We start from the raw sequence: 23715 nt of genomic DNA on the forward strand, positions 1-23715 counted from the left end.
GGCACGGCCGGGCGTCGCGAGGGGGTGCTGTTGAAGCTACGACCGGCAGGGTCACCCTCAGCCCTCTGGGTCCCACTCCTCCTCGGCCAGGACCCGCTGGGCGGCCGCGAACGCGGAGTTCGCGGCCGGCACCCCGCAGTAGACGGCGGTCTGCAGCAGCACCGCGCCGATCTCCTGAGGCGTCAGCCCGTTGCGGCGCGCCGCACGGACGTGCATCGCCAGCTCGTCGTAGTGGCCGTGGGCGACCAGCGCGGTCAGCGTGATCATGCTGCGCTCGCGCCGGGACAGCGTCGGATCGGTCCAGATCTCGCCCCAGGCGTAGCGGGAGATGAAGTCCTGGAACCGGGCGGTGAACGGGGTCTGCCGGGCCTGCGCACGGTCCACGTGCGTGTCGCCCAGCACCTCCCTGCGTACCGCCGTCCCGCTCGCCGGCGGCCCGTCGAGCTGGGTGCGCAGCGCGGCCAGCACGGCCCGCGGAACCTGTGCGGGCGCCAGATGGGAGGCGTCGGGCAGCTCCACCAGCGTCGAGCCGGGCACCGCGTCGGCGATCTCCCGCAGGTGCGCGGGCGGCGTCGCGGGATCCTGCTTGCCCGCCACCAGCAGCGTCGGTACGGCGATCTCGCCGAGCCGGTCGCGCAGGTCGAACGCGGCGAGCGCGTCGCAGCAGGCGGCGTACGCCTCCGGAGCGGCCTCCCGGTGGTCCTGGACCAGCTTCGGCACGGTGAAGCCGGGGGTGAACCAGCGTGCGTCGGCACTCTCCACCAGCCACTCCATGCCCTCGCGGCGTACCCGTTCCGCCCGTTCCCGCCAGGGCCTCTCGCCGCCGAAGTGGGCGGAGGAACAGATGACCGCCAGGGAGGTCAGCCGGTCGGGGTGGTGCACGGCCAAGTGGAGGCCGACGGCGCCGCCTAGGGAGACGCCCGCGTAGGCGAACCGGTCGAGGCCGAGCGCGTCGGCGAGGGCCAGCACCAGCGCGGCGAGGTCGCCGACGGTCGCGCCCGGCCCGATCAGCTCCGGCGCCGACCCGCCGTGGCCGGGCAGGTCCCAGCGCACCACGCGGTGGGCCGCCGACAGTTCGGGAGCGACCGCGTCCCACAGGGCGTACGAGGTGCCGAGCGACGGCCCGAGCAGCAGCGGGGGCGCCGACGCGGAGCCTTCTGCCAGGTGGTTGAGGAGTTTCTCGGTCAACGTCGCTCCAGGGCACGGTCGGTGAGGGTCCCGGCGAAGCCGGTGTAGCGGGCGGGGGTGCAGAGGTCGTCCAGGTCGATGTCCTTCAACTCCGCCTGCTCCGCCAGGAGATCGTGCAGCGGGCGGTCCTCGGCGTGCGCGCGGCGGGCCAGTTCGGTCAGCAGCTCCTTGGCGCGCGCACGACCGAGGACGGGGCTGAGGGCGGCGGACAGCCGCTCGGACACGATCAGGCCCCGGGTGAGGCCGAGGTTCCGGTGCATCGCGGTGGGGTGCACACGCAGGCCCCCGGCCAGCTCGGCCGCGTGGGCGGCCGCGCCGCCCACCAGCCGGAGCAGGTCGCGCAGCGGCTCCCACTCGGCGTGCCAGGCGCCGGCCGGCCGCTCGTCCTCGGCGGCGACGGAGCCGTACAGCGTGGCCGCGAGCTGCGGGGCACGCCGGGCGGTGGCCAGGAGGAGCGTGGAGCGGACCGGGTTCGCCTTGTGCGGCATGGCCGACGAGCCGCCCCCGCTGCCCTCGCTCACCTCCCCGATCTCGGTGCGCGACAGTGTCAGCACATCCACGGCGAGCTTGCCCAGCGCCCCCGCCGTGAAGGCCAGGCACCCCGCCAGGTCGGCGATCGGGGTGCGCAGCGTGTGCCAGGGCAACGCCGGTGCGGCAAGGCCGACTTCACGGGCGTAGGCCGCCGTCAGCGCGGTGGCGTCCTGGACGCCGTACGCCTGCAAGGCCGCCAGGGTTCCGGCGGCGCCGCCGAGTTGGGCGGGGAGCGAGTCCCGTACCCGGGTGACGTGGTCGCGCGCGTCCAGGACCAGCGCGCGCCACCCGGCCGCCTTCAGCCCGAACGTGGTCGGTACGGCGTGCTGGGTGAGCGTCCGCCCCGGCATCACCGTGTCCCGGTGCTCGGCGGCGAGTCCGGCCAGCGCCCGTGCGGCGCGGCCGAGGTCGGCCAGGACCAGGTCGAGGGTGCGCACGGCGACCAGCATGGTCGCGGTGTCCATGATGTCCTGGCTGGTGGCGCCCCGGTGAACGTAGGGGCCGTACTCCTCGCCGACCGCCCTGGTCAGGTCGGCGACCAGGGGGATGACCGGGTTGCCCCCGGCCGGGCTCCGCGCGGCCAGGTCGCGGAGGTCGAACCGGTCCGGGACGGCCGCCTCGGTCACCGCCGTCGCGGCCTCGGCCGGGGCGAGGCCCAGCGCGGCCTGCGCCCGGGTCAGCGCGGCCTCGGCGTCCAGCAGCGCCCGCAGATACGCGTGGTCACCGCTCTCGGACGCGGCGCCCGACTGGGCCCACTCGGGCGCGAGCAGGCCGGTGTCGGCGTACGGAGGGAACGCAGATGTCACTGGAACTCCAGGAAGACCGTCTCGCCTTCGCCCTGAAGGCGGATGTCGAAACGGTAGGCGCCCGTCCCCTCCTCGGCGGCGATCAGCGTGTCGCGCCGGTCGCCCACCCGGGCGAGCAGCGGATCGGCGGCCAGTGCGGCCCGGTCGCCCGGCAGGTAGATGCGGGTGAACAGGTGGACGAGCAGGCCGCGCGCGAAGACGCAGACGCTCAGATACGGCGCGTTCCCCCCGCGTGCGCCGGGACGCAGCGTGCGCGCGTACCAGTGGCCGTTCGCGTCGGTCTGGATGCGGCCCCAGCCGGTGAACTCCACGCCGTTGCGGCCCAGATACCCGCCGGTGGCCGGGTCGCGCCGGATGGAGCCGTCCACCTGCGGCACCGTGCCGTCGGGGCGCGGCCCCCACAGCTCCACGAGCGCGTCCGGCAGCGGATCGCCCGCGCCGTCGAGGACGTACCCGTGCACGGTGATCGTGTCCGGGTGGCCGAGCGGGGCGATCTCCTCGCCGCCGCGGAAGGGCAGGGCGTAACCGTAGAAGGGGCCGACCGTGTGGGACGGGATGGGCAGCACCTGCTCCGGGCTGCTCGTGTCGATCTTCGTCATGGCGGTCAGCGTCCTTCCTCGGTCCAGGTGGCGGCCGGGCCGTCCAGCACGATGTCCCAGTGGTAGCCGAGCGAGAACTCCGGCACCGACAGGCCGTGGTCGTAGGTGGCGACCAGCCGCTGCCGGGCCGCGTCGTCCGTCACCGACTGCAGGATCGGGTCGTACGGGAACAGCGGGTCGTTCGGGAAGTACATCTGCGTCACCAGCCGCTGGGTGAACGCCGTGCCGAACACCGAGAAGTGGATGTGCGCGGGGCGCCAGGCGTTGACGTGGTTGCGCCACGGGTAGGGGCCGGGCTGGATGGTGGTGAAGTGGTAGCGGCCCTCGGCGTCGGTGAGGGTGCGGCCGAATCCGGTGAAGTTCGGGTCGAGCGGGGCGTCGTGCTGTTCGCGCTGGTGGGCGTAGCGGCCGGCCGAGTTGGCCTGCCAGATCTCGATGAGCTGGCCGCGCACCGGGCGCCCGGCGCGGTCCAGCAGCCGACCGGAGACGGTGATCCGCTCACCGATCGGCTCGCCCCGGTGGTGCCGGGTGAGGTCGTTGTCGATCCCGGTGATGTCGCGCTCCCCGAAGGCGGGGGAGTGCAGCTCCACCAGCTCCGGGTCCTGGGCGGTGTCGATGGCGACCAGGGGCTGCTTGGGGTGGCGCAGCACGGAGGAGCGGTAGGGCGCGTAGTCGCGGCGCGGATGGTGCTCGACGGGGGCGCCGTCGGTGACGCGCTTCTCGTACGCGGCGTGCTCGGTGGCGATTTCGAGGTCGATGTCGGCTTGGGTGAGAGTCATGGGACGTCCTAGGGTCAGCGTTCGAGGACGAGGGCGAGGCCCTGGCCCACGCCGATGCAGAGGGTGGCCACGCCGGTGCCGGAGCCGCGGCGGGCGAGCTGGTGGGCGACGGTGCCGGCGAGCCGGGCGCCGGAGGCGCCGAGGGGGTGGCCGAGCGCGATGGCGCCGCCCTGGGGGTTGAGGATCGTCGGGTCGAACCCGGGCCACTCGGCGAGGCAGCCGAGGACCTGGGCGGCGAAGGCCTCGTTCAGCTCCAGGACCGACAGATCGTCAAATCCCTTGCCCGCCTTGGCGAGGGCACGGTTGACGGCCTCGACGGGGGCGAGCCCGAAGTAGTGCGGGTCGATGGCGGACACCCCGGTCGCGGAGATCCGGGCGAGCGGTTCGCGCCCGGTCGCCTTCAGGCCCTCCTCGTCGGTGAGGAGCAGGGCGGCGGCACCGTCGTTCAGCGGGGAGGCGTTGCCCGCGGTCACGGTGCCGGTGTCCGTGCGGAAGGACGGCTTGAGCTTGGCCATCGCGTCCAGGGAGGCGTCCGGCCGTACGCATTCGTCGGCGGCGAAGGAGACCGGCCCGCCGTTGCGCTGCGGGACGGGGACGGGCGCCAACTCGTCGTCGAACAGGCCCTGTTGCTGGGCGGCGGCCGCCTTGCGGTGGGAGGCCAGCGCGAACTCGTCCTGCTGCTCACGGGTGATCTTGTGCCTGTCGGCGATCAGCTCCGCGCTCTCGCCGAGCGGGACGGCCCACTGCGGGTCCATCTTCGGGTTGACCATGCGCCAGCCGAGAGTCGTGGAGTACAGCTCGGCGTGCCCGGCCGGGAAGGGGCGGTCGGACTTGGGCAGGACGTAGGGGGCGCGGGTCATGGACTCCACGCCGCCCGCGAGGGCGATGTGCGCGTCGCCGAGGGCGATGGCGCGGGCCGCCTGGACGACCGCCTCCAGACCGGAGGCGCACAGCCGGTTGACGGTCACGCCGGGCACGGAGGTGGGCAGGCCCGCCAGCAGCGCGGCCATACGGGCCACGTTCCGGTTCTCCTCGCCGGCGCCGTTGGCGTTGCCGAGGTAGACGTCCTCGATCCGGGCCGGGTCCAGGTCCGGTGTGCGGGCGAGGAGTGCGCGGATGGCGTGGGCGGCGAGGTCGTCCGGGCGTACGGCGGCCAGGGCGCCGTTGTAGCGGCCGATGGGGGTGCGGACGGCGTCGACGAGATAGACCGTGTTGAGCGCGTTCACAGCAGGTTCTCCGTGATGGTGAGTTCGGCGTCGGTCCGGGCGACGACGTCGTGGGCGGTCACCCCGGGCGCGGTCTCCACCAGTGCCAGGCCCTGCTCGGTCACGTCCAACACCGCGAGATCGGTGATGACTCGGTTCACACAGGCCTTGCCGGTGAGCGGCAGCGTGCACTCCTTGAGGATCTTCGGGGAGCCGTCCTTGGCGGTGTGGGTCATCACCACGATCACCTGACGGGCGCCGTGCACCAGGTCCATCGCGCCGCCGATCCCGGTGACCAGCTTGCCCGGCACGGCCCAGTTGGCCAGGTCGCCGCCGGCGGAGACCTGCATCGCGCCGAGCACGGCCACGTCGATGTGCCCGCCGCGGATCATCGCGAAGGACAGCGCCGAGTCGAAGAAGGAGGCGCCCGGCAGGACCGTCACGGTCTCCTTGCCCGCGTTGATCAGATCCGGGTCGACCTGGTCCTCGGTCGGGTAGGGGCCCGTGCCCAGGATGCCGTTCTCCGACTCCAGGACGACCTCGACGCCCGGGGGGAGGTGGTTCGGGATCAGCGTCGGCAGGCCGATGCCGAGGTTGACGTACTGGCCGTCGCACAGCTCGCGTGCCGCGCGGGCGGCGATCTCCTCGCGTGTCCAGGCCATCAGCTGCTCACCGTCCGCTGCTCGATCCGCTTGTCCGCCGCCTGCTCCGGGGTCAGTGCCACCACCCGCTGCACGAAGACGCCCGGCAGGTGCACCGCGTCCGGGTCGATCTCCCCGGGCTCGACCAGCTGCTCCACCTCGGCGATCGTGACCTTCCCCGCCATGGCCGCGAGAGGGTTGAAGTTGCGGGAGGACCTGGCGAAGACCAGGTTTCCGTGCCGGTCGCCCTTCGCGGCCCTGACCAGCGCGAAGTCGGTGCGGATGGCGCGCTCCAGGACGTACTCCGTGCCGTCGAACTCCCGCACCTCCTTCGGCGGCGAGGCCAGCGCGACGCCGCCCTCGCCGTCGTAGCGCCACGGCAGCCCGCCCTCGGCGACCTGGGTACCGACCCCGGCCGGGGTGTAGAAGGCGGGGATGCCGGCGCCGCCCGCGCGCAGCCGCTCGGCCAGCGTGCCCTGCGGGATCAGCTCCAGCTCCAGCTCGCCGCCCAGGTATTGGCGGGCGAACTCCTTGTTGCCGCCGATGTAGGAGCCGGTCACCCGGCTGATCCGCCCGGCGGCCAGCAGTACCGCGAGACCGGACTCCATGGCTCCGCAGTTGTTGGAGACGACCGAAAGACCGCCGACCCCGCGCTCGTACAACGCCTGGATCAGCATGTTCGGCACACCGCTCAGCCCGAACCCGCCGACCGCGAGGGACGCGCCGTCCGGCACATCGGCCACTGCCTGAAGGGCCGTGGCGACCACCTTGTCCATCCGTGAAGCCCCATCTCTCCGCCATTAATCAGCGCACTGAGTATTTCAGCGAGGTGTCCCACACGCTGCCACCGGGAGGCGATGTCCGTCAAGACACGCAGATTCGCAGTTGCCATGGGAGACAGACCGTCTGATCGGTGGGTATTGTTCAGTGCACCAACGAAATGATCAGGGAGCGCACATGGCCGCGGTGGACCTCACCACCCATCCCGGGCACCTGGCCCGGCGGCTGCAGCAGGCGCACTACCTGCTGTGGAACACGATGGTCTCCGAGGAGATCACCTCGCCGCAGTTCGCGGTCATGAACGCGCTCGTCGCCGAGCCGGGCCTCGATCAGCGGACCGTGGGCGAGCGGGTGGGCCTGGACCGGTCGACCATCGCCGAGGTCATCAGCCGGCTCGGCCGCCGGGAGCTGCTGACCAAGGCGCGCGACCCGGAGGACGGCCGGCGCTTCCTGCTCCGTCTGACCGACGAGGGCCGGCGCGTCCACCGCAAGCTGACCGTGCGCACCGCCCGGATGAACCAGGTCTTCCTGGCGCCGCTGTCCGCCGAGGAACAGACCGTGTTCTTCGACCTGATCCGCCGGGTCGCGGACGCGGCCGAGGGTCTGCGCAACCCGGCCGAACCGCTGGCCGCGAGGGGCTGACCGGGCCGGTACGGGCGTTGACCGGTCCGGTCCGGCCGTTCACGGCGCCGGTGCGAACACCACCCACACCTGGCCGGTGGCGAAGTTCATCCGGCCGCCGTCCGCCGCCGTGAACGTCGTACCGTCCGTCGCGGCCGGCCGTGACCAGGAGGCGTCGAAGGACCGGCCGTCGCGCAGCACCTGGGCCTTCCCCGAGCCGACCGTCACGGTGTACGGCGTGTGGTTGCCGAGCACGTCGTGGTAGCGGGAGCTCCGGATCTTCACGTACTGCACGACGACCGTCGCCGGTGCCACCCGCGCGCCGTCCGTCGTCACCGTGGGCGTGCCGTCCATCGCCACCAGCCAGCGGTGCCGCTCGGCGGACCAGGTGAAGGTGAAGCGGGCGGCCGGGTAGCGGACGGTGCGCGTGGCCGTCGGGGTGCCGCCGGACGGGGCCGGGCCGTAGCTGAAGCCGGTCGTCAGCGCGGCCCTGCCCGGGGCGGACGGCAGCAGCTCGGCGGGGTGCAGATAGAGGTTGTGCGGGGCGGCCTTGGCGGTCCCCCGGTAGTAGGCGGCGGGAGCCTCGTCGGGGGACTCCGCCCGCAGCGGCGCCCTGTCGATCAGCGGCAGCAGCTTGTGCTGGGCGCCGGAGAAGGCGAGCGTCGGCCGGTGGAACTGGCGCAGCAGCTCCAGATCGGACTCACGGGCGCTGCGCACCGGTCCGATGGTCTTCGGAAGCCTGGTCGCGTACATCGCCATCAGCCGGCTCAGACCGCCCTCCACCTGCTCGGCGTACACCACGTCCGCCGCGTCGAGCCCGGTCTGCGGGCGGGCCGCGGGCACGTTGTCGATCTTCACGGCGAGTGGTGAGCCGGCCGCTGCGACCGACGGCGCCGCAGTCGGCGGCGCCGTGGATGTCGGACTGTGCTGCGGGGCGCGGCCGTCGTTGCGGCCGTGATGGGTGCAGCCGGCCGTGAGGGAGACGGTCAGGGAGACCGCCAGCACTGCCGTCGTCAGCGCCCCGCGTCGTATGTGCGCTCTGTCTCTCATGCCCGTCATGGCCACCCCGTTCATGCGTCCGATTGTGTGCTCATCGGGTCATCGCTGGCCATACCTGAACGCTTACGGTCATGCGCGTTCCGTGGGCGGCTCGGGCTCCCTCGCGAGGGGTTCGGCGCTGGTGGGCGCGGGTACCCGGGCGCCACCGCCAAACGCCCACGCGATCGAGGGAGCGGGACCCATGAAGGCAGTCACCTGGCAGGGGCGGCGGGACGTCCGGGTCGAGGACGTGCCCGACCCGCGGATAGAAGAGCCCACCGACGCCGTCATCCGTATCACGTCCACCGGACTGTGCGGCTCGGACCTGCACCTGTACGAGGTGCTCACCCCGTTCATGACACCGGGCGACATCCTCGGGCACGAACCGATGGGCATCGTCGAGGAGGTCGGCCCCGGAGTGCCGGACCTCAAGGCCGGAGACCGGGTCGTGGTGCCGTTCCAGATCGCCTGCGGCAATTGCTGGATGTGCCTGACCGGGCTGCCGACCCAGTGCGAGACCACCCAGGTGACCGGCGAGGGAATGGGCGCCGCCCTGTTCGGCTACACCCGCCTGTACGGCGCCGTGCCCGGCGCCCAGGCCGAGTATCTGCGCGTCCCGCAGGCACAGTTCGGGCCGATAAAGGTGCCCGAGGGCCCGCCGGACGACCGTTTCGTCTATCTCTCCGACGTCCTGCCCACCGCCTGGCAGGCCGTCGAGTACGCCGCCGTCCCGCCCGGCGGCACCCTCGCCGTCCTCGGCCTCGGCCCGATCGGCGACATGGCCTGCCGGATCGCCAAGGCACGCGGCGCGGAGCGGGTGTTCGGCATCGACCTGGTGCCGGAACGGCTCGCGCGCGCCGACCGGGACGGCGTGGAGACCTACGACCTGAGGGCCTTCGACGACGAGAAGGCGCTGGTCCACGCGATCCACGACGAGACCGGCGGCCGGGGCCCGGACGCCGTGATCGACGCCGTCGGCACCGAGGCCCACGGCAGCGCCGCCGCCAAGCTCGCCCAGACGGCCACCGGGCTGCTGCCCCGCAAGATCAGCGCGCCCCTCGCGGAACGCTTCAGCGTCGACCGGCTCGGCGCCCTCCACATGGCGATCGACCTGGTACGGCGCGGCGGCACCATCTCGCTGAGCGGGGTGTACGGCGGCACGGCCGATCCGATGCCGATGCTGACTCTGTTCGACAAGCAGATCCAGCTGCGCATGGGCCAGGCCAACGTCCGCCGCTGGAGCGACCGGATCATGCCCTACCTCACCGACGAGGACCCGCTCGGCGTCGACGACTTCGCCACCCACCGGCTGCCCCTCGACGAGGCACCGCAGGCCTACGACATGTTCCAGCACAAGCAGGACGGCGCCATCAAGATCCTCATGCGGCCGTAGGGCTCCAGTTCGCCGGCCCTGCCCGGCCAGGCCCCGTCCGCCGGCTCAGCTCCGGTCCTTCTCGCCCAGGATCTCCGCGAGGTCGTAGCGCACCGGCTCCTCCAGCTGGGCGTAGGTGCAGCTCTCCGGTGTGCGGTCCGGGCGCCACCGGCGGAAGCGGGCCGTGTGCCGGAAGCGCTGCCCGTTCTCCATGTGGTCGTAGGCCACCTCGGCGACCCGCTCCGGCCGCAGCGGCACCCAGGACAGGTCCTTCTTGCCGGACCAGCGGCTCGGCGCGCCCGGCAGCCGGGCCGTCTCATGGGCGGCCTCCTCCGACCAGGCCGCCCACGGGTGCCCGGCCACGTCCTCCATGCGCAGCGGCTCCAGCTCCTCCACCAGTTCGGCCCGCTTCCTCATGGCGAAGGCGGCCGACACCCCCACGTGCTGGAGCTGCCCCCGGTCGTCGTACAGGCCGAGCAGCAGCGAGCCCACCACCGGGCCGCTCTTGTGGAACCGGTACCCGGCCACGACGACATCCGCCGTCCGTTCGTGCTTGACCTTGAACATGACCCGCTCGTCCTGCCGGTAGCGCAGATCGAGCGGTTTCGCGACCACTCCGTCGAGGCCGGCGCCCTCGTAGTGCTCGAACCACTGCCGCGCCACCTCGATGTCGGTCGTCGCGGGTGCCACATGGACCGGCGGTGTCGCGTCGGCGAGCGCCCGTTCCAGCAGGGCCCTGCGGTCGGTCAGCGGGACGTCGAGCAGGGAGTGGTCGTCCAGGGCGAGCAGGTCGAAGGAGACGAAGGACGCCGGTGTCTTCTCCGCCAGCATCCGCACCCGGGAGTCGGCCGGATGGATCCGCTCGGTCAGCGCGTCGAAGTCCAGATGGCCCTCCCGCGCGATCACGATCTCCCCGTCCAGTACGCACCGCTCGGGCACCCGCTCCTTCAGTGCCGCCACCAGCTCGGGAAAGTACCTGGTCAACGGCTTACCGGTACGGCTGCCCAGCTCGACCTCGGCCCCGTCCCGGAACACGATCGAACGGAACCCGTCCCATTTCGCCTCGTAGTGCATCCCCGGCGGGATCTTCGCCACCGACTTGGCGAGCATCGGCTTCACTGGTGGCATGACGGGGAGATCCATGCAACCGATTCTGCTCGCATACGTCCCGTGCCGCCCGGTATGCGAGCCGTGCGGGGTGCGCCTACCGTGGCCGCATGGGTGCTGCGGTGGAACTGGAGGTGGACGGCCGCACCGTACGGCTGTCCAGCCCGGACAAGGTCTTCTTCCCGGAGCGGGGCTTCACCAAGCTGGACCTCGCGCAGTACTACGTCGCCGTCGGCCCCGGCATCCTGCGCGCGCTGCGCAACCGCCCCACCACGCTGGAGCGCTACCCGGACGGCGTGGGCGGCGAGTGGTTCTTCCAGAAACGAGCCCCGAAGGGCATGCCCGACTGGATCCCGACCGCCCACATCACCTTCCCCAGCGGCCGCAGCGCCGACGAGATGTGCCCCACCGAACAGGCCGCCGTGGTGTGGGCCGCCCAGTACGGCACGCTCACCTTCCACCCCTGGCCGGTGCGGGCCACGGACGTCGACCGCCCCGACGAACTGCGCATCGACCTCGACCCGCAGCCCGGCACCGACTACGACGACGCGGCCCGCGCCGCCCATGAACTGCGCGCCTTCCTGGACGAGTTCGGCGGGCTGCGCGGCTGGCCGAAGACCTCCGGCGGCCGGGGGCTGCATGTCTTCGTCCCGATCGAACCGCGCTGGACCTTCACCCAGGTGCGCCGCGCCGCGATCGCCGTAGGCCGGGAGATGGAACGCCGGATGCCCGACCATGTGACGATCAAGTGGTGGAAGGAGGAGCGGGGCCGCCGTATCTTCCTGGACTACAACCAGACGGCCCGGGACCGCACCATCGCCTCCGCCTACTCCGTACGCCCCCGCCCGAACGCCACCGTCTCGGCCCCCCTGCGCTGGGAGGAGGTCGGCGTGGCCCACCCGGCCGACTTCGACCTCGCCACCATGCCGGCCCGCTTCGCCGAACTCGGCGACGTACACGCCGACATGGACGACCATGCCTACTCCCTGGACGCCCTGCTGGAGCTGGCCCGCCGCGACGAACAGGACCACGGCCTGGGCGATCTGCCATACCCGCCGGAGTACCCGAAGATGCCCGGCGAACCCAAACGCGTCCAGCCGAGCCGGGCCCGACGGGAGCCGCTGTCCTGAACTCGGTGCCACACGCTGCCCTCCCCGCCATGGTCCAGGGGATCATGGCGGGGTGACCCGTGTTCTGACCCGAAGTGACCTGGAGGCCGTGCTGGAGCCCGCGGCCTGCCTCGCCGCCCTCCGTGACGGCTTTCGCACGGCCGGCGCCACCGCCGTACCCGGCCAACGGGTCCGTACCGACCTGCCGTTCCCCGGCACCGCCACCGCGCTCATTCCCGGCCTGCTGCCCGGCGTCGAGGCCTACACCGTGAAGGTCAACGCCAAGTTCCCCGGTGCCCGGCCCGCCCTGCGCGGCGTGATCTGCCTGCACGGCGGCGCGGACGGCGAACTGCTCGCCCTGCTGGACTCGGCGACCGTCACGGCCTGGCGGACCGGGCTGGCCGCCGCCCTCGGCACCGCGCTGCTCGCCCCGGCCGACCACGACGTGCTCGGCGTGATCGGAGCCGGTGCACAGGCCGAGTTGACGCTGCGCGGCCTGGCGAGCGAGCGCCCGCCCGGCCGACTCGTCGTGTACGACACCGACTCCGACCGGGCCGCCGCGTTCGCCGCCCGGCACGGCGGACGGGTCCTGGACTCGGCCGGCGCGGTGGCCGGGGCGGCGGACACCGTCCTGCTCGCGACCTGGTCCCGGGCCCCGCTGCTCGCCCTCGCGGACACCCGTGCCGGACAGCACTTCACGAGCCTCGGTACCGACGAGCCCGGCAAGCGGGAACTCGCCCCGGACCTGCTGGACGCCGCGCTCCTCGTCGTGGACGACATCGAACTGGCCGTGCGTATGGGCGCGCTGGCCGCGACCGGGCTCGCCCGGACCACCGCCGACGCCAGCCTCACAGACGTCCTGCGCGGCGCGCATCCCGGCCGCACCTCGCTCCGGCAGCGCACGGTGTACGCCCCTGTCGGGCTGCCCTGGCAGGACCTCGCCCTCGCCTGGCTCGCCTGGCGGGAGGCGGAACGCCGGGGCGTGGGCGCGACGGTCGACCTGCTGGAGTGAGCCGCGGTGCCCACGCCGGGCGACGCCCCGGATTCTCGCCCGGTCGAGAGGACCCGTCGATGCCCCCTCGCGGCACCGACGGGTCTCCACCGCGCGGTTATCCTGACCCGCAACCGCCGATGAGGAGTCCCGAAGTGACCGAGGCAGTGTCGCGTCCCACGCTGGAGGCCGTGGCCGCGCGTGCCGGGGTGTCCCGGGCCACCGTCTCGCGGGTGGTCAACGGCGGCGACGGGGTGCGCGAACCCTTGGCCGAGCGCGTCCGGCAGGCCGTCGCTGAGCTGGGTTACGTCCCCAACCAGGCGGCGCGCAGCCTCGTCACCAAGCGGCACGACGCCGTCGCGGTCGTCATCGCCGAGCCCGAGACCCGGGTCTTCGCCGACCCCTTCTTCGCCCTGCAGCTGCGCGGCATCAGCCAGGAACTGACCGCGCACGACAACCAGTTGGTCCTGCTGCTCACCGAGGGCCGCGACGATCACGCGCGCGTGGCCCGGTATCTCTCCGGGAGCCATGTCGACGGCGCGCTCGTCTTCTCCCTGCACCTCGACGACCCGTTGCCTGGCCTCATCCACGACGCCGGCCTGCCCACCGTGTTCGGCGGACGGCCCGGCTGGGGTGACGACGGCCGCGCCTCCGGCCCCGCTCACTCGCCGGTGAGAGACCCGCGCGTGGTGTACGTCGACTGCGACAACCGGGGCGGGGCACGCGCGGCCGTACGGCATCTGGTGGATCTCGGCCGCAAACGCATCGCGCATCTCACCGGCGTCCTGGACCAGACGTCGGCGGTGGACCGGCTCGACGGCTACCGGGACGTCATGGCCGAGGTACCGGGCGGTGACGATCCCCGGCTGGTGGTGGAGAGCGACTTCACCCCGGCCGGCGGTGAACGCGCCATGCGCGAACTCCTCGACCGCTGCCCGGACGTGGACGCCGTGTTCGCCGCCAACGACCTGACCGCGCTGGGTGCCCTGCGCGTGCTGCGCGCGAGCGGCCGGCGGGTGCCCGAGGACGTGGCGGTGATCGGCTTCGACGACATGCTGCCCATCGCCGAGGAGGCCGACCCGCCGCTGACGACGGTCCGTCAGGACATCGAGGGCATGGGCCGCCTGATGGCCCGCCTGCTGCTGCGCGGTCTCTCCGACGGCCGCGACCGGACGGACGGCCGGGGCCGGGCGGATGCCCGCGGCCGGACGGATGGCCGTGATGGGATGGATGCCCGCGATCGGACGGACGGCCGTGATGGGGCGGCGGATGCCCGTGATCGGACGGATGCCCGCGGCCAGATGGATGCGCGCGATTGGACGGATGCCCGTGATGGGGCGGCGGATGCCCGTGATCGGGCGGATGCCCGCGGCCGGATGGACGGCCGTGATGGGGCGGCGGATGCCCGTGATCGGACGGATGCCCGCGATCGGACGGACGGCCGTGATGGGATGGATGCACGCGATCGGATGGACGCCCGCGGCCGGACGGATGCCCCCGACGGGACGGACGGCCGTGACCGGGCCGGAACCACGGCGGTCGGGGTGCCCGCCGCCGGCGTGATCCTCCCGACCACGCTGATACGACGGGCGTCCGCCTAGCCGCCGCGTGAGGACCAGCCGCCGGGCGTGTGGCTCCGGTCCGGTCGGCCGACCGGATTCAGCCCTGCGGCGCCTGACTCTTGATCACCGCGAAGCGGGCGCCATACGGGTCGGCGAACTTGGCCATGCGGCCGACGCCCTCCAGGGTCGTCGCCGGCATGCGCACCTTTCCGCCGAGCTGCTGCACCTTCTCCACGACCGCGTCGGTGTCCTCCACCTCGAAGTACGGCAGCCAGTACGGGCTGCCCTGGGCCTCGGACGGGTCGTCGGCCAGGGGCACGAGCCCGCCGAACATCGCGTCCTCGCCGCCGTCGGCCGGATTGACGCACGTGTACGTCCCGCCCGGGAAGGGCACGGCGGAGGTTTCGAGGCCCATCACCTGGTGGTAGAAGGCGGCGGCTGCCGCGATGTCCGGGGTGTACAGCTCGACCCAGCACAGGGAGCCCGGCTCGCTCGCCACGTCCACGCCCTTGGTCCGGCCCGGCTGCCAGATCCCGAAGGGCACGCCCGCCTGGTCGGCGAGGACCGCCATGTGTCCCTCGCCCATGACGTCCATCGGCTGGAACAGCACGCTGCCGTGCGCCTGTTCGGCGGCCTTGGCGGTGGCCTGTGCGTCGGCGCTCTGGAAGTACACCGTCCAGGCCGGCGGGCCCTGTTCGGAGCCGGACTGCATGCCGCCCGCGACGGTCCTGCCGCCCAGCTGGAAGAAGCCGTAGCCTCCTGCCTCCGGCCCCGCCGACTGGAACTGCCAGCCGAAGAGACCGCCGTAGAAGGCGACGGCGCCGTCGATGTCGGGGGTGCCGATGTCGATCCAGTTCGGAGCGCCGTTGACGAAACGGGTGGTGAGCATCTTCGCCCTCCTCGAAAGGGGTCCCGTCCTCTGCACTGCCGAGTCTGGCACCCCCCACTGACAATCGCCGCCGCAGCGCCGCGACGCGCCGGAGGGATCCCGCTCTCGTCCTGGGCGGCCGGGTGCGTTCGCCGGTTTTTCGCCGCGCCCCGCGCGCCGCCGTGCGCCGGTGCGGTCCCGGGGAGCATCATCGGGGGCGGCCGGAGGCCCTGCCGACGGCGTTGACCCGGCGTTGATCGAACGTTTTTCGCCGCGCGGAACGATCCTGGGCATGCACTTCGAGACGATCACCCCGGCCGACGACAGCTGGCAGGCGCAGGCCCTGTGCGCGCAGACCGGGCCGGACTTCTTCTTCCCCGAGCCCGGCAGCTCGGTGCGCGAGGCGAAGCGCATCTGCGCCATGTGCGAGCTGCGCCCGGCCTGCCTGGACTACGCGCTGGCCAACGACGAGCGCTTCGGCGTCTGGGGCGGGCTGTCCGAGAAGGAGCGCCTCGCCCTGCGCCGCACGTCCCACTGACGTCGTCCGCCGACGCCCGCCTGCCACCCGTCCTCCCGGAAGGGTCGGCCCGGCGAGCCTCCGGCACCGGCGTGCGTCAGGCCCCCGCCCGGGCCGCCATCCGGGCCTTGCGCGCGGCCAGCTTCTCGTCGAACTTGGCGGCCTCCGTGTCCAGGCCGCCCATGAACAGGCCGAGTTCCTCCTGCGCCTGGCGTCCCTCGGGGCCGAGGCCGTCGATCTCCATGACCTTCAGGAAGCGCAGTACGGGCTGCAGCACGTCGTCGTGGTGGATGCGCAGGTTGTAGACCTCGCCGATGGCCATCTGCGCGGCGGCCCGCTCGAAGCCGGGGATGCCGTGGCCGGGCATACGGAAGTTGACCACGACGTCACGGACGGCCTGCATGGTCAGATCGGGGGCCAGTTCGAAGGCGGCCTTCAGCAGGTTGCGGTAGAAGACCATGTGCAGGTTCTCGTCGGTCGCGATGCGGGCCAGCATGCGGTCGCAGACCGGGTCGCCGGACTGGTGGCCGGTGTTGCGGTGCGAGATCCGGGTGGCCAGCTCCTGGAAGGCGACGTAGGCGATCGAGTGCAGCATCGAGTGCCGGTTGTCGGACTCGAAGCCCTCGCTCATGTGCGCCATACGGAACTGCTCCAGCTTGTCCGGGTCCACCGCGCGCGAGGCGAGCAGATAGTCGCGCATCACGATGCCGTGCCGGCCCTCCTCGGCCGTCCAGCGGTGCACCCAGGTGCCCCAGGCGCCGTCGCGGCCGAAGAGCGTGGCGATCTCGTGGTGGTAGCTCGGCAGGTTGTCCTCGGTGAGCAGGTTGACCACGAGGGCGGTACGGCCGATCTCGGTCACCTTGGACTGGTCCTTGTCCCAGGCCTCCCCGTCCTCGAACAGGCCGGGGAAGTTGCGGCCGTCGCTCCAGGGCACGTACTCGTGCGGCATCCAGTCCTTGGCGACCTGCAGATGCCGGTTCAGCTCCTTCTCGACCACTTCCTCCAGCGCGAACAGCAGCCGGGCGTCGGTCCATGCAGACGGGCTGCCGAGGTGAGGGGAGGTGATCGTCACGGTAACTCCAGGGGGACGCCGAACAGCGGGGGAGAGAAAGGGGACGGTCCGGCGAGCGGTGCCGGAAACCTACGAGATCGTAGGCTACGAATCCGTAGGTTACGAAGCCGTAGGTTAAGGCTGTCGTAAAGATCGCTGATCAGTACCGCCAGACGGGTCCTCCCGCCGGGCTTCAACGCGCCCTCGTCGGCCACTCCTGGACCCGCCGACGGCCCCCGGACCACACGGTTCCCGAGGCCGTCGCCGGAAAGGGACCGCCCGTCAGGCGTACAGCTCCCGCAGCCGCACCGAGAGGCAGGTCACACAACCCTCCAGCTTCTCGAACTCGCTGATGTCCACCGTGACCACCTCGTGGCCGAGATCGGTCAGCAGCTCCGCGGTCTTCGGCGCGCTCGCCGCCATCAGCAGCTTGTGCCCGCCGAGCAGCACCACGTGCGAGCCGGACTCCTCCGGCACCGACAGGAAGCCGGGGAACAGCGACGGCCGGTCGACCTTCGGTATGTGCCCGATCACCGTGCCGTCGGGCAGCGCGGTCACCGCGGACTTCAGATGCAGCACCTTGCTCACCGGAACGGCCACCACGCGCGCGCCCAGCGGTTCGAAGGCGGCCCGCAACTGCTGCACACCAGCCGCGTTGGTGCGCCCGCCGCGGCCTACGTACACCGTGTCGCCGACCTTCAGGACGTCACCGCCGTCCAGCGTGCCCGGGTCCCAGATCCAGTTGACCGAGCAGCCGAGGCGGGCCACCGCCTCCTCCACGCCGACGGTCTCCGGGCGCCGGGACTCCGCGCCGGGCCGGGTGATCATCGCCACGTTCTTGTACATGACGACGGTGTCCTCGACGAACACCGAGTCCGGGCAGTCGTCCTCCGGGTCGACCTCGATCGTCTCCCAGCCGTGGGTACGCAGGGCCTCGACGTAGGCCTCCCACTGCTCGACGGCGAGCCCGACATCGACCTTCTCCCGCTCGATGTGCGTCACCAGGCCTTCGGCGAGGCGGGGGCTTGGGCGGCGGACGAGGGCCTTCTTGCTGGGCACGAGGGGCCTTTCGAATCGATGGTGCGGTTTTCCGGTGCCGGTGAGACGGCACCGGTCCGCCATCATGCAATCCGCCCCGGCCACGACAAAACCCCCGTTGTCAGGCTGTGGCCCTCCTGAGACGTCAGGTCCTAGGCCGAGGCCCCGATGTCGTCCGGCGAGATCTCCCTCAGCACCCCCTCCTCCATCAGCAGCCAGCGGGTGATGCCGATCGACTCGAGGAACGGCAGGTCGTGACTGGCCACGAGCAGCGCGCCCTCATACGACTCCAGGGCCGAGGTCAGCTGCCGCACGCTCGCCATGTCCAGATTGTTGGTCGGCTCGTCGAGCAGCAGCAGCTGGGGTGCCGGCTCGGCGAGCATCAACGCGGCCAGGGCCGCCCGGAACCGCTCGCCGCCCGACAGGGTGGCCGCCTTCTGGTCGGCCCGCGCGCCCCGGAACAGGAAGCGGGCGAGCCGCGCCCGGATCCGGTTGTTGGTGGCGTCCGGCGCGAACCGGGCCACGTTCTCGGCGACCGTCAGCGTGTCGTCCAGCACGTCCAGCCGCTGGGGCAGGAAACGCAGCGGCACATGCACCCGCGCCTCGCCGGCCACCGGCGCCAGCTCTCCGGCGACGGTCCGCAGCAGCGTCGTCTTGCCGGCGCCGTTGCGGCCGACCAGCGCGATGCGCTGCGGCCCGCGCAGATCGAGGATGCCCTCCACGCGCGCGTGGTAGGCCATTTCCAGCTTCTCCAGGGTGAGCACCTGCCGGCCGGGCGGTACGGCGGTGTACGGCAGCTCGACGCGGATCTCGTCGTCGTCCCGTACCGCCTCCACCGCCTCGTCCAGGCGCTCCCGGGCCTCGGCGAGCCGCTCCTCGTGCATGATGCGGTGCTTGCCCGCCGACTCCTGGGCGGCGCGTTTGCGGGCACCCATGACGATCTTCGGTTCGCGCTTGGAGTCCCACATCTTCTGCCCGTACCGATTGCGCCGGGCCAGCTTGACCTGGGCGTCGGACAGTTCGCGCCGCTGCCTGCGCACATCGGCCTCGGCGACGCGCACCATCCGCTCGGCCGCCTCCTGCTCGACGGCCACAGCCTCCTCGTACGCCGAGAAGTTGCCGCCGAACCAGGTGACCTCGCCGGAGCGCAGTTCCGCGATCCGGTCGACCAGGTCGAGCAGTTCCCGGTCGTGGCTGACCACGACCAGGACGCCCGGCCACGCGGAGACGGCCTGGTACAGCCGCCGGCGCGCATACAGGTCCAGGTTGTTGGTGGGTTCGTCCAGCAGCAGTACGTCCGGGCGGCGCAGCAGCAGTGCGGCCAGCCGCAGCAGCACCGACTCGCCACCGGAGACCTCGCCGACCGTGCGGTCCAGGCCGATGTGGCCCAGTCCGAGCTCGCCGAGCGTGACCAGGGCGCGTTCCTCGACGTCCCAGTCGTCGCCGAGCGTCTCGAAGTGCTCCTCGGCGGCGTCGCCCGCCTCGATGGCGTGCAGCGCGGCCCGCCGTTCGGCGATGCCGAGGGCCCGGTCGACGCGGAGCGTGGTGTCCAGGGTGACGTTCTGCGGGAGGTAGCCGACCTCGCCGGAGACCTTGACGTTGCCGTCGGCCGGAGTGAGTTCGCCGGCCAGCAGCTTCAACAGGGTTGACTTCCCTGATCCGTTGATGCCGACGAGGCCGGTCCGGCCGGGCCCGAAGGCGATGTCGAGGCCGTCGAAGACGGCGGTGCCGTCGGCCCAGGTGAAGGACAGGGACGTACAGGTGAGGGAAGATGACATGAGGGCCTCGCGAGGGGTTTCGTGCGGTCGGGTGGACGCATGTCGAGACACCGCGAGGCGGGAACCGAAAGGTCGTGGGGCACGAAGGGGCCACGGAGAGGGGGCCTGTGCCCGAGGACGGCTCGGACGCCGAGGTCGTACGCCGCGCACACACCTCAACCGGTGCGACGCGATGCCTCAGGACCTCAGACGAGCAACGTCCTTCTCCAATCGACGGCAACAGGACCGGTGTACACCGTAGGAGGGGGCCTGAGGGCTGTCAACGCAATTAAGTACGCCCCTGATCCGCTGATCCGCCGTGGACCGCCGCCACGCAGACCCCGCCGACGGCGACCGGCTCGACCGCGACCGCGCGCTGGAGGCCGTGGCCCGCATCGCCGCCGTCGTACGCGTCCCGGTCAGCGCGGACATCGAGGCCGACTGCGCCACGGACCTGGCCGGGGGCGTCGGCACGTACGGGCTGTGCTCGCTGCCGACCCGGTCGGTGTCAACATCGCGGACGCCCGGCACCAGGAGGCGGCGAGCCGCTGCGGCCCGTCGCCGAGCAGGCGAGCGAAGCGAAATGGGGTCCCTGGGACGAAATCGGGGGGGAGGACAGCCGCGGCCCGAGCGGCCGCCGATGAGGCGGGAGTGCCGCTGTTCGTCAACGCGCGGGGATCGACACGTTCCTGCGCGGCGCCAGGGGAGTGGACGCCACCCTGGAGCCGGCCGCCCTCGGCGCCGCCCTGGTCAGCGCCGGCTCCGGACGCGCCCGGGCCGCCCGCGTCCGGGAACGTACGGGGCGTCGGCCGGCGGATACGACCACGGCGAGCCGAACACCCTGCTCAGCAGGCGTCCCGCATCAGCTCGGCCAGGTCGCGGTCCAGGTCGAGCTGGAGGTGTTCGAGGCCGACGGGGACGAGCTCGCTGGTCGCCTCCAGGAAGCGCCGGACCGCACCCGAGCGCACATGCACGATCGCGGTGCCCTCGGGGGCGTGGAACTCCAGCACGGTGCGGTCGTAGCCGTACGGCCGTACCCGGACGTCCCCGTGCCCCTCGGCCTGCTGCAGCCCGGCCGTGAGCAGCTCACGGGAGAAGGTCCAGCACACCTCGACCCCTTCGAGGGTGGCCGGGGCCGGGAAGGCCATGACGACGGCGAACGGATCGCGTCGGTCGTAGCGCAGCGTGGCGGGAATGTTCGGCATGCGCGGTGCGGCGGCGACGAGACGGGCCTCTACGGGCTGCTCGATGACGGTGGACAACGCCTTGCTCCCTCGTGACGGCTGGACTACGCCCGGGTGCGTGACACCCGGCACCGGAAGAGACGACGGATCCGGCCGATCCGTGCACAGGAATCACGAGTGACCTCGGTCACCGCGTTCATGCACGGCGCGGCCCTCTCGTTTCCGCCTGTGGCGAAGGGGAGTTGGCCGCTGGACGGCGCGCGGCCGGTGGGCTAGCTTCGCCCGCCATGAGGCGCTTGGGGAGCACGCGACGCAGAGGACGCAGGAGCAGGCTGGTGGCGGCGGGGGTGGCGTGCGGGGCGGCGCTGGCCGCGCTGACCGTGCCCGCCGCCGAGGCAGGGCCCCTCGGGCAGGGGAGTCCGCACTGGGCGGCCAAGGACCCGGGCACCCCGCAGGTCCGCTTCCGGGGCCTTGCGGCCGTCGACCGGCACACCGCCTGGCTGGCCGGTACCGGCGGCACGGTGCTGCGCACCACCGACGGCGGAGCGAGCTGGCGGAACGTCTCTCCGCCGGGCGCGGCCGATCTGCAGTTCCGGGACGTCGAGGCGTTCGACGCGCGGCGCGCCGTGGTGCTGGCCATCGGCGAGGGCGAGGCCTCCCGCGTGTACCGCACCGACGACGGCGGGGCGACCTGGACGGAGTCCTTCCGCAACAGCGACCCGAAGGCGTTCTACGACTGCCTGGCCTTCTTCGACCGCCGGCACGGCCTTGCGATGAGCGACCCCGTGGACGGCAGGTTCCGCATCCTGTCCACGAGCGACGGCGGCCGCTCCTGGCGGGTGCTGCCCCCGGCGGGGATGCCGCCCGCCCTGGACGGTGAGGCGGGCTTCGCCGCGAGCGGCCAGTGTCTGGTCACCTCGGGCGCGAAGGACGTCTGGCTGGCCACCGGCGGCGGCGCCCACGCGCGCGTGCTGCACTCCGCCGACCGCGGACTGACCTGGACGGCCACCGACACACCGGTCCCGGCCGGCGACCCGGCCAAGGGCGTCTTCGCGCTCGCCTTCCGCGACCGCGACCACGGTCTCGCCGTCGGCGGCGACTATCGCCCCGGCCAGGCCTCGCCACAGGCCGCCGCGGTCACCGCCGACGGCGGCCGCACCTGGGCACCGGCCGCCACGCCGCCGCCCGCCTACCGCTCCGGGGTCGCCTGGCTGCCGCACAGCCGCACTGCCGCGCTCGCCGTCGGCCCCACCGGCACCGACCTCACCACCGACGCCGGCCGCACCTGGCGCACGATCGACACCGGCTCGTACGACACCGTGGACTGCACGCCCGACCTCAGCTGCTGGGCGGCCGGTGAGCAGGGGAGGGTCGCGCGGCTGGAACGCTGAGCCGAGCAGCCGGAACCGGGTACTCGGGTCGCACGGGAACCGAGACGAAGGGAGCCATCATGCCCGCCGGTTCCAGCTCCAAGCGCGAGCGTCAGTACGAGCACATCAAGAAGAGCGCGCAGGACCGGGGCGAGAGCACCGGCCGCGCCAAGGAGATCGCCGCGCGGACCGTGAACAAGGAACGTGCCCGTTCCGGCGAGTCCAAGACCGCGAGCCGCAGCTCGAAGCAGGACATGTCGTCCAGCAAGCGCGGTGGTCAGCGGTCGGGCAACCGGGTCGGTTCCCAGGGCCCGACCCGCGACCAGCTCTACAACGAGGCGAAGCAGCGCGGCATCGAAGGCCGTTCGCACATGAACAAGGACCAGCTGCAGCGCGCGCTGAACGCCAAGAAGGGATGACGAGCGACAGTCAGGCCGGCGTCTGCCGGTGGCGGGCCAGCTCCGGAGCCGTCTTCGTGGCGACGAACTCGATGATGCGATACGTGCACACGCCGCCGACGGCGAACGGGTCGCCCGCCACGATCTCCTCGATCCGGGCGCGGTCCTCGGCGACGGCGAGGATGACCCCGCCGTCCCGGGGGTTCTTGCGCCCGGAGGCCAGGAAGAAGCCCTTCTCGTACTGCTCCTCGAGCCACGCCACATGGTCCGGCAGCAGCGCGTCGACGGCGTCGAGAGGTGCGGTGTAGGTCAGCTCCAGTACGAACATGATCGCGAGCGTACCCCCCGGGTCCGACAACGGGCCCCGGGATCTACAGTTCAGGTCACCATGACGACCGTTGGCGTACCCGCGGGCTGGCCCGCGTCCGAGGAAGAGGCCCGCGCCGTGCAGGACGAGCTGCGCGGGCGGGTGGTGCTCGACGAGCGCGGACCCGAGCCGGGCACGGGCCGGGTCACCGGGGTCGACGTCGCCTACGACGACGAGCTCGACCTCGTCGCCGCGGCAGCCGTCGTGCTCGACGCCGCCACCCTGGACGTGGTGGCCGAGGCGACGGCCGTCGGCCGCGTCTCCTTCCCGTATGTGCCGGGCCTCCTCGCCTTCCGCGAGATCCCCACCGTCCGGGCCGCCCTGGACCGGTTGCCGTGCCCGCCCGGCCTGGTCGTGTGCGACGGCTACGGCCTGGCCCATCCGCGCCGCTTCGGGCTCGCGAGCCACCTCGGCGTGCTCACCGGCCTGCCGGTCATCGGCGTGGCCAAGAACCCGTTCACCTTCACGTACGACGATCCGCAGCAGGCGCGCGGCGCTTCCGCCCCGCTGCTCGCGGGGGACGAGGAGGTCGGGCGCGCGCTGCGCACCAGGGACGGCGTCAAACCGGTCTTCGTCTCCGTAGGCCACCGGGTGAGCCTGGACAACGCCGTGGCCCACACGCTCGCCCTGACCCCGCGCCACCGGTTGCCGGAGACCACGCGCCGGGCGGACGCCCTGTGCCGCCGCGCGCTGCGGGAGGCGGCACAGAGCGCCGCAGGCGGCGCTCAGGAGGCGACGACGCGCCAGGCGCCGACCTCCTGACACGCCGAGTCCGCCCCAGCTCACCGGCGCGGTCCCGTGCCGGCGCTACCTCGTCCGGGGGTGTCGGCTGCGAA

General features: G+C 72.5%; 23 protein-coding genes and 1 pseudogene. 9 read left to right on the plus strand and 15 right to left on the minus strand.

The features are described from left to right. Window positions 1–57: 57 nt before the first annotated feature. The 7 genes from pcaDC to ACZ418_RS09385 are packed head-to-tail and all read right to left on the minus strand — an operon-like array spanning window position 58 to window position 6525. A complete protein-coding gene (gene pcaDC, locus ACZ418_RS09355) occupies window positions 58–1188 on the minus strand; it encodes a bifunctional 3-oxoadipate enol-lactonase/4-carboxymuconolactone decarboxylase PcaDC (RefSeq protein WP_468359440.1) in 1131 nt (376 codons plus the stop codon). Next, window positions 1185–2525, minus strand: a complete 1341-nt coding sequence (gene pcaB / locus ACZ418_RS09360; RefSeq protein WP_468359443.1) for a 3-carboxy-cis,cis-muconate cycloisomerase — start codon at window positions 2523–2525, stop codon at window positions 1185–1187. The genes pcaDC and pcaB overlap by 4 nt, the downstream gene beginning before the upstream one ends. Continuing rightward, the gene (gene pcaG / locus ACZ418_RS09365; protein WP_468359447.1) at window positions 2522–3124 is read right to left on the minus strand and encodes a protocatechuate 3,4-dioxygenase subunit alpha; all 603 of its coding nucleotides are present in this window, start codon (window positions 3122–3124) and stop codon (window positions 2522–2524) included. Before pcaG ends, pcaB begins: the two co-directional genes overlap by 4 nt. A 5-nt stretch (window positions 3125–3129) precedes the next feature. After that, complete coding sequence (gene pcaH / locus ACZ418_RS09370) at window positions 3130–3903, minus strand: protocatechuate 3,4-dioxygenase subunit beta (RefSeq protein ID WP_468359450.1); 774 nt, start codon at window positions 3901–3903, stop codon at window positions 3130–3132. A gap of 14 nt (window positions 3904–3917) precedes the next feature. Beyond that, the gene (locus ACZ418_RS09375; RefSeq protein WP_468359453.1) at window positions 3918–5129 is read right to left on the minus strand and encodes a thiolase family protein; all 1212 of its coding nucleotides are present in this window, start codon (window positions 5127–5129) and stop codon (window positions 3918–3920) included. Then, window positions 5126–5770: a CoA transferase subunit B gene (locus ACZ418_RS09380; RefSeq protein ID WP_468359456.1), complete on the minus strand. Its 645-nt coding sequence runs from the start codon at window positions 5768–5770 to the stop codon at window positions 5126–5128. The genes ACZ418_RS09375 and ACZ418_RS09380 overlap by 4 nt, the downstream gene beginning before the upstream one ends. Further along, window positions 5770–6525, minus strand: coding sequence for a CoA transferase subunit A (locus ACZ418_RS09385; protein WP_468359459.1), 756 nt, complete (start codon window positions 6523–6525; stop codon window positions 5770–5772). The genes ACZ418_RS09380 and ACZ418_RS09385 overlap by 1 nt, the downstream gene beginning before the upstream one ends. Window positions 6526–6706: 181 nt before the next feature. Here ACZ418_RS09385 and ACZ418_RS09390 point away from each other — a divergent pair, with 181 nt between their 5' ends. Further along, the gene (locus ACZ418_RS09390) at window positions 6707–7171 is read left to right on the plus strand and encodes a MarR family winged helix-turn-helix transcriptional regulator (protein ID WP_450984557.1); all 465 of its coding nucleotides are present in this window, start codon (window positions 6707–6709) and stop codon (window positions 7169–7171) included. 39 nt (window positions 7172–7210) lie between these two features. On the opposite strand, the gene ACZ418_RS09395 is transcribed toward ACZ418_RS09390, so the two are convergent. Next, window positions 7211–8200 (minus strand): DUF3048 domain-containing protein, encoded by a 990-nt coding sequence (locus ACZ418_RS09395; RefSeq protein WP_468359462.1) that lies wholly within the window; start codon window positions 8198–8200, stop codon window positions 7211–7213. A gap of 190 nt (window positions 8201–8390) precedes the next feature. Here ACZ418_RS09395 and ACZ418_RS09400 point away from each other — a divergent pair, with 190 nt between their 5' ends. After that, window positions 8391–9581, plus strand: a complete 1191-nt coding sequence (locus ACZ418_RS09400; RefSeq protein WP_468359465.1) for a zinc-dependent alcohol dehydrogenase — start codon at window positions 8391–8393, stop codon at window positions 9579–9581. A gap of 45 nt (window positions 9582–9626) precedes the next feature. On the opposite strand, the gene ACZ418_RS09405 is transcribed toward ACZ418_RS09400, so the two are convergent. After that, window positions 9627–10703, minus strand: a complete 1077-nt coding sequence (locus tag ACZ418_RS09405) for an ATP-dependent DNA ligase (RefSeq protein WP_468359470.1) — start codon at window positions 10701–10703, stop codon at window positions 9627–9629. Window positions 10704–10777: 74 nt separating this feature from the next. Here ACZ418_RS09405 and ligD point away from each other — a divergent pair, with 74 nt between their 5' ends. From ligD to ACZ418_RS09420, 3 genes and pseudogenes are all read left to right on the plus strand, one after another. After that, a complete protein-coding gene (ligD, locus tag ACZ418_RS09410; RefSeq protein WP_468359472.1) occupies window positions 10778–11797 on the plus strand; it encodes a non-homologous end-joining DNA ligase in 1020 nt (339 codons plus the stop codon). Between the two features lie 52 nt (window positions 11798–11849). After that, window positions 11850–12788 carry an ornithine cyclodeaminase family protein gene (locus ACZ418_RS09415; RefSeq protein WP_468359475.1) on the plus strand — a complete coding sequence of 313 codons (939 nt, stop codon included), beginning with the start codon at window positions 11850–11852 and terminating at the stop codon, window positions 12786–12788. 134 nt (window positions 12789–12922) lie between these two features. After that, window positions 12923–13951, plus strand: a pseudogene (locus ACZ418_RS09420) (LacI family DNA-binding transcriptional regulator); the annotation flags it as partial. Between the two features lie 475 nt (window positions 13952–14426). On the opposite strand, the gene ACZ418_RS09425 reads toward ACZ418_RS09420, so the two are convergent. Beyond that, window positions 14427–15218 carry a VOC family protein gene (locus ACZ418_RS09425; protein ID WP_468359478.1) on the minus strand — a complete coding sequence of 264 codons (792 nt, stop codon included), beginning with the start codon at window positions 15216–15218 and terminating at the stop codon, window positions 14427–14429. A 271-nt stretch (window positions 15219–15489) separates the two neighbouring features. On the opposite strand from ACZ418_RS09425, the gene ACZ418_RS09430 reads away from it, so the two are divergent. Beyond that, window positions 15490–15735, plus strand: a complete 246-nt coding sequence (locus ACZ418_RS09430; RefSeq protein ID WP_468359481.1) for a WhiB family transcriptional regulator — start codon at window positions 15490–15492, stop codon at window positions 15733–15735. A gap of 76 nt (window positions 15736–15811) precedes the next feature. Here the strand turns inward: ACZ418_RS09430 and ACZ418_RS09435 are convergent, their stop codons facing one another. From ACZ418_RS09435 to ssgD, 4 genes are all read right to left on the minus strand, one after another. Then, window positions 15812–16786 (minus strand): acyl-ACP desaturase, encoded by a 975-nt coding sequence (locus tag ACZ418_RS09435; RefSeq protein ID WP_468359484.1) that lies wholly within the window; start codon window positions 16784–16786, stop codon window positions 15812–15814. Window positions 16787–17047: 261 nt separating this feature from the next. Beyond that, on the minus strand, window positions 17048–17824 hold the full coding sequence (gene ddaH, locus ACZ418_RS09440) for a dimethylargininase (protein ID WP_468359487.1): 777 nt from the start codon (window positions 17822–17824) through the stop codon (window positions 17048–17050). Between the two features lie 131 nt (window positions 17825–17955). Continuing rightward, window positions 17956–19581 carry an ABC-F family ATP-binding cassette domain-containing protein gene (locus ACZ418_RS09445; protein ID WP_468359490.1) on the minus strand — a complete coding sequence of 542 codons (1626 nt, stop codon included), beginning with the start codon at window positions 19579–19581 and terminating at the stop codon, window positions 17956–17958. 824 nt (window positions 19582–20405) lie between these two features. Further along, window positions 20406–20822 (minus strand): spore wall synthesis regulator SsgD, encoded by a 417-nt coding sequence (gene ssgD, locus ACZ418_RS09450; RefSeq protein WP_468359493.1) that lies wholly within the window; start codon window positions 20820–20822, stop codon window positions 20406–20408. Between the two features lie 209 nt (window positions 20823–21031). Between ssgD and ACZ418_RS09455 the strand changes: the two genes are divergently transcribed. Both ACZ418_RS09455 and ACZ418_RS09460 read left to right on the plus strand, forming a co-directional pair. Next, window positions 21032–22135, plus strand: a complete 1104-nt coding sequence (locus ACZ418_RS09455) for a WD40/YVTN/BNR-like repeat-containing protein (RefSeq protein WP_468359496.1) — start codon at window positions 21032–21034, stop codon at window positions 22133–22135. A gap of 59 nt (window positions 22136–22194) precedes the next feature. Continuing rightward, window positions 22195–22533: a plasmid stabilization protein gene (locus ACZ418_RS09460; RefSeq protein ID WP_468359499.1), complete on the plus strand. Its 339-nt coding sequence runs from the start codon at window positions 22195–22197 to the stop codon at window positions 22531–22533. Window positions 22534–22543: 10 nt separating this feature from the next. Here ACZ418_RS09460 and ACZ418_RS09465 read toward each other — a convergent pair whose 3' ends face one another. Then, complete coding sequence (locus tag ACZ418_RS09465; RefSeq protein WP_468359502.1) at window positions 22544–22840, minus strand: YciI family protein; 297 nt, start codon at window positions 22838–22840, stop codon at window positions 22544–22546. Between the two features lie 60 nt (window positions 22841–22900). Here ACZ418_RS09465 and ACZ418_RS09470 point away from each other — a divergent pair, with 60 nt between their 5' ends. Then, window positions 22901–23641, plus strand: coding sequence for an endonuclease V (locus ACZ418_RS09470; protein WP_468359505.1), 741 nt, complete (start codon window positions 22901–22903; stop codon window positions 23639–23641). Window positions 23642–23715: the final 74 nt, after the last annotated feature.

The organism is Streptomyces sp. NPDC030820, assembly GCF_055572075.1.